This is a genomic window from Hungatella hathewayi WAL-18680 (assembly GCF_000235505.1).
GTDB classification, from domain to species: domain Bacteria; phylum Bacillota; class Clostridia; order Lachnospirales; family Lachnospiraceae; genus Hungatella_A; species Hungatella_A hathewayi_A.
In genome coordinates, this window is record NZ_JH379028.1 from 1 (window position 1) to 5593 (window position 5593).

Consider the following 5593-nt stretch of genomic DNA (forward strand, 5'->3'; position numbering starts at 1 on the left):
ACGGTCAGCTGGACGGCTGTGTGTTCGACATTCAGATGGCCTGTACCGGTGAGATCGTCCAGTTCGCGGAGGAAACTTCCGGAGAATTCGGACTTCCGTTGAAGGGCCTTAGCACCAGCCGCATGACAGGAGCAGACCCGGAGATTCCGGGAACCTGGTATACCACTGATGGAGCCTATCCCCAGATAGAATCCTTCGCATTGAGTGACCAGGAAACAATCGCATCCGCATCCAAGGTATCCGCCATTGCCCTGTCTCTGCCCGAGGACCGTTCTTTAGCCGATGCGGTGACAGACGGAGAACTCATCCTGCCCGTTGAAATTGACGGGCAGACCATTGACTGGGAAGCGGAAGGAAGTATCCGCATTGATGAAAACAACCAGATACTGATAGAAAGCGGCCGTGAACCAGAAAGTAAAAATAACAATCAGACAAATGCAGCAGCCAGATAACAAAACGTGGGAGGAAACGGAATGAGAACGGAACGGAAAAAACATAATAGGAAGCGCTGGGCGTTAAGTCTTCTGCTTGCGGTTCTCATCATGCCGGGAATAAAACCGTTTACTGCCGCCGCGGAAGAAAACCAGATCGAAGAGACCGTTTTAGAATCGGTTACGGAAACGGACCAGACCGGAGGATTTGATTCATCAGCGATTCTAAATGAGAAAAATACCGCACAAGAAAATACAGAAACACCACAGCCAGAAGCCGGTTCCATCACTGCCACCGTAGGCGGGATATCCCGGACAGTATCACTCAAGGTAACTCCCCGTGAGGCCACTACATATGCTGACTGGGCCGCCGTGGGAGCCGCCCAGACGGAGGCAGGTTTAAAAACTTCCGGTGCGCTTGCCGGCAGTGGTACCGTAGAAGATCCATGGAAGATAGGAAAACCGCAAGCCCTTGCCTGGTTTGCGTCAAAGGTGAATGCCGGAGAATTGACGTCAGAATATCAGAATGTCCAAATTACAGCCAATATTGATTTATATGGTGAAGGATTTGGGGGAACCGTTGATGCCCCTCTGTATTGGGAACCCATTTCAACTTATTCCGGAACTTTTGACGGAAAAGGGTTTGTAATTGATTATCTCTGGGGGATTAAGACAAGAGATAATCTAGGATTGTTTTCTATCATAGAAAATGTAGTCATTCAAAATGTCAGTATAGGGGCTAACAGTTATCTAAATGGCGGCCGGGTAGGGGGCATTGCTGGCATGAGCCAGGGGACAAACAGAATTTTAAATTGCATTTCCAAAGCTGAGATTGTAGCTACTGAGTATGGGGGAGGAATAGTTGGTAATGTAAGCGGTATTTTGAATGTGACTAAATGTGGTAATGAGAGCAAGATATCTGGTGGTGGGCTCATAGCCGGAATTGTAGGGTGGTATAGCAGTGGGGCAAGTGCAAATGAAAATACACTTATGGATTGCTATAACACGGGAGAGATTGTAAATAACAACAATCTTCAAGATGGGGTTTCAGGTATTGCTGGCATATGGGGGGCAGATAGAGCTCGTGCTGTCAATTGTTATAATGCGGGAAGTATGAGCGGTAAAGCTGCAAGATTTGGGATTTTAAGTAGGGGTAATATAGATAATACGTCTAACTGTTATATACGTTCAGGAAATGGTGCATTGGCACCTTCGGCGGGAGTAACAAGCATCACGCAGAAACAGCTTCAGTCATGGGGAGCGGCCTACGCGTTGAATGGCCAGAGCATGGATGGAGCCTGGAAATACATAGAGGGAGAATATCCAAGTATTGGCACGCTCGCCCCTCCACCCGACTGGTCCGCGGTGGGGCAGGGAATCATCGATGGCCTGGTGGCCTCCCCTGCATTGCCGGAGGGCGATGGAAGTTCCACTAATCCCTATAAAATAGGGTCGGCCGAGCACCTGGGAGTGTTTGCCGCAAAGGTAAATGCCGGAAATACGGACGTTTCCGCCACCCTTCTGATGGATATCAACCTGACTGGTGAGCGATACAATGGTACTGCAGCCAATCCAATCCCATGGAAGCCAGTGGGGACTTCTTCCTATGTCTATAAGGGAACCTTCGACGGGAATGGAAAAGCTATCGGCTATATGAACGTGGTGGAGGATGGATACGCCGGTCTGTTCGGCTGTGCCGGAGGTGGAGCCATCATCAAAGGACTTGGTTTTTACACCACTTGTAGTGTGACTGCTTCCGGTACTGCAGGAGGCGATGGAGCGGCCGCTTTTGTTGGTACTGTCAAAAGTGATGGAATCACAGAGAAACAGATAACCATCCAAAATTGTTATAACCGGGCATCTGTCATAGGAAAGACCGGCATGACCGGTGCCTTTATTGGCAATTACGAGGGAACGACGGGGACCGGAACCCAGCAGATCAGCAATTGCTATACCACTGGCCGCATTACCACATCATCGGGAACTCCGGGAGCGATTGCGGGAGCATTTACCAATGGGACCGGAGGTGGGATTAAGTACTGTTATTGGAATAAAGAAACCAGCAATTCATCCGATTTAAACGCAGTTGGAAGTGGAGGGGATGCTGCGGTGGAGGACAGCCGGGCTATGACGACCACTGAGATGAATACGGCCACCGCTGACGGCGCCGGAGGTCTGCTGGTCAATCTGAATAAGGGAGTGGGGGGCAGCGGCTGGGTCAGAAGTGCCCTCAGAAATGATGGATATCCCATATTTACCGCCAGTCAGATCAGCATCGATTGGGGAAATGTAGGCGCCGCGATGATGGCCCCCCTCTATCAGGACAGAACATCACCAGATACGGCGGGACAGGAGGAAAATCCGTATGTGATCTGGACGGCGGAGGATTTGGCATGGTTTGCCTATCAGGTGAATAACGGAAATCCTGGACTTTGTGCGGAGCTGAAAGCAGATATCAATCTGTTTGGAGGATTGTACAGCGGATTTTCCTATGACGCCGGGGATGCGGACATGATCAAAAAGGCGTTGCGCTGGATTCCCATCGGTGTTAATGAGGATGGGAAACGGTATACGGGAAGTTTTAACGGAAACGGCCATACCGTTTCCGTCATGTTGGCAAAGGGAGGTTCACAGCAGGGGTTATTTGGTACGGTGGGTGATAATGCTGTTATCCGGAAAACCAGCATTTCCGATAGCCGGATAGAAGTTTCAGGAACTGGCGGGGGAGGAATCGCAGGATTTGTGAATGGAACTGGCGTAACGATAACCGAGTGTGGGCTTGTAGGAAATCTCAGCGGAAGCGGTATGTTTTTTGGAGGCTGTGTAGGCGCTGCGTCTAATACGGCAGAGATGACTCTGGATGGATGCTATAACTTGGGTAATATTGACATCACAGGAGGAGTTAGTGTAGGTGGCATTTATGGCACCACAGCAGAGTACACCGTTCCGGGCCATGTGACAATTCGAAATAGCATGAACAGAGGGAGCGTGTCGGGCGATATGCATATTGGCGGCATTGTCGCATATGCAAAAAAGGGGGCAGTAACCATAACCGGATGTTATAATGCCGGAGTTGTATCGGTGGCCTCCACTGGCGATAAGGGTTCCATAGTGGGCTTTTATGCTGATGTAAATGATACGGATATCAGGGACTGCCTGATTGATAAAAATTATGAATATGGAACCAACGTCAACTGTCTGGTAGTAGAGCCGGAAGTTCTGGGAACCTGGGGAGCTGCCTGGCGGTTAAATGGAGGAAGTTTAAAGCAGTCAACAGGTCTTACCTGGACTTATGTGAAGGACAGTAACTATCCGATACTGAATGTTGCGGAACTGGCACCTGCGGAAAGCTGGGAGCCGGTAGGCGAAGCTCTGGAATACGGTCTTCTTATAGATATGGACAAACCGTCCGGAGACGGCGATACCAGCCCATATCAAATTCAAACAGCCGAGCAGCTGGCCTGGTTTGCCTACATGGTAAATAATAGCTACGCGGAATATAAAGAAAAAAATGCCAGACTGGAGGCAGATATCAATCTGTTTGGCAGTACTTACACCACCTTCACAGGTGACCCTGTTCTGGCCAATATCGCCAGTGCCGTGCAGTGGAAGCCAATCGGTGCGATGGAAGCACGCAATGGGCCATACCGGGGAACGTTTGATGGCGGAGGACATGAGATTGATGGAATGTATATCAACGGAAAGCAGCATCTGGGCCTGTTTGGAGGCATTCAGTATCTGGCGAAAATCCAGAAATTGGGAATTGGAGCTAACAGTAAGGTAATTGGCAGTGGTGGTGACTGTGCCATGTTTGTAGGAAGTATCAGGGTAGTAAGTGGAAACAGATGCGAAGTTACCGATTGTTATAACCTGGGAATGCTGGAAGCGGTTGACAAGTGGACCGGCGTTTTTGTGGGGGACGACACGCCGAGTGGCTTTTCAGGAATCGTATCAAATTGCTATAATGCAGGTTCATCAAATTGTTTTGGCAATATTGACGAAGGGATGATTGATAACTGTTATGCCGACGTCAGCGTAAACAGCGGGAATGGGTTTTTTAGGGGTGGTTCCGGAAGTGGTGTAACGAAAATGACTACGGAGCAGATGAAGAGCAGTGATGCAGCGATGAAACTCAATACTATTGGAAGTGGGGAGAGCGGAACATTGAGATCCGGAACCGACCGGGTATGGTACACCAGCCTGGATACAGAAAAGACGAAAGGCTATCCGACTTTCGAGGCTCCGACAACCGTAGCGGTGGAGTTTGTCCAGGATACGCCGGAAGGCGGAAGCAGCGTGACACTGAAAGACAGTGGGGCAAATTCCGTGACAATCACCGATATGAAGCTACGTTCCTTTGGGCCGGTAGACAGTGTCTTTACACCGGGAACCACAGGAGTTGCCGGAAATGCTTTTACCCAGACAGCCTACACGGATGTAACCGGGGCAAACAGCAATTATCACAAGTATGGTTATACGAATGCCAATGCAAACCTTGCTTTTAAAGCGGGAGAGACTGACCTGAAGGGCTTATCACAATCGCTCAACAATCCGGTTACGAGCCTGGGAAATGTCAGCAGTGTGAGTCTGGGCCGGGCGGCCGCCTACACAAAACCGGAGGACCGTTATGTCCTGCTGGAAGGGGCGTCGGGAACTGACCGTTACGAGATACAGATGACTGTTAAAGGCTCCGTGGGCAAGACTTTGAGTGTGATGATGCCAGTCAGGGTAACCATGGCCCAGCTGACGCCGGATGGGACAGACCATAAGGATTACAGCGTGGATTTAAACATTACCAACAAAAACGCCTATCCCATAGACGGAAAGATTCTGAAGGCGGAATCAAAAAAAGAAAGCGGCTATGCGGTACTGACGCCGGTAAAAGCAAGCATTGCACTTTCAAACACCGGCATGCTGGCTGCTGACACCGGAGGAGTGAGGCTGGGACTTGCGAACCTGGCAGGAAAGAGCGGTCCTCTGTCCGGCGAGAAATATTATGATAAGGATGCGGCGGGCGGAACGTCGTGGATGGAGTACCGGCTGAAGTACGGAGGTGTGCTGCCATACCGGTATTTCATGGAATACAGCGGCATCCATGTGGCGGAGACAAAACAGTTTGAGTATGAAATCGGCTACTGGTTCGGAGTGTCGGAGAGTGATTA

1 protein-coding gene and 1 pseudogene are annotated in these 5593 nt (G+C 50.0%); both read left to right on the top strand.

The genetic code is table 11. The annotated features are described in order from the left end of the window. Positions 1–452 (top strand): annotated as a pseudogene (locus HMPREF9473_RS16020) (hypothetical protein); the annotation flags it as partial. Between the two features lie 21 nt (positions 453–473). Beyond that, on the top strand, positions 474–5593 hold a 5120-nt coding region (locus HMPREF9473_RS16025; RefSeq protein WP_006781204.1), incomplete at its 3' end, for a hypothetical protein.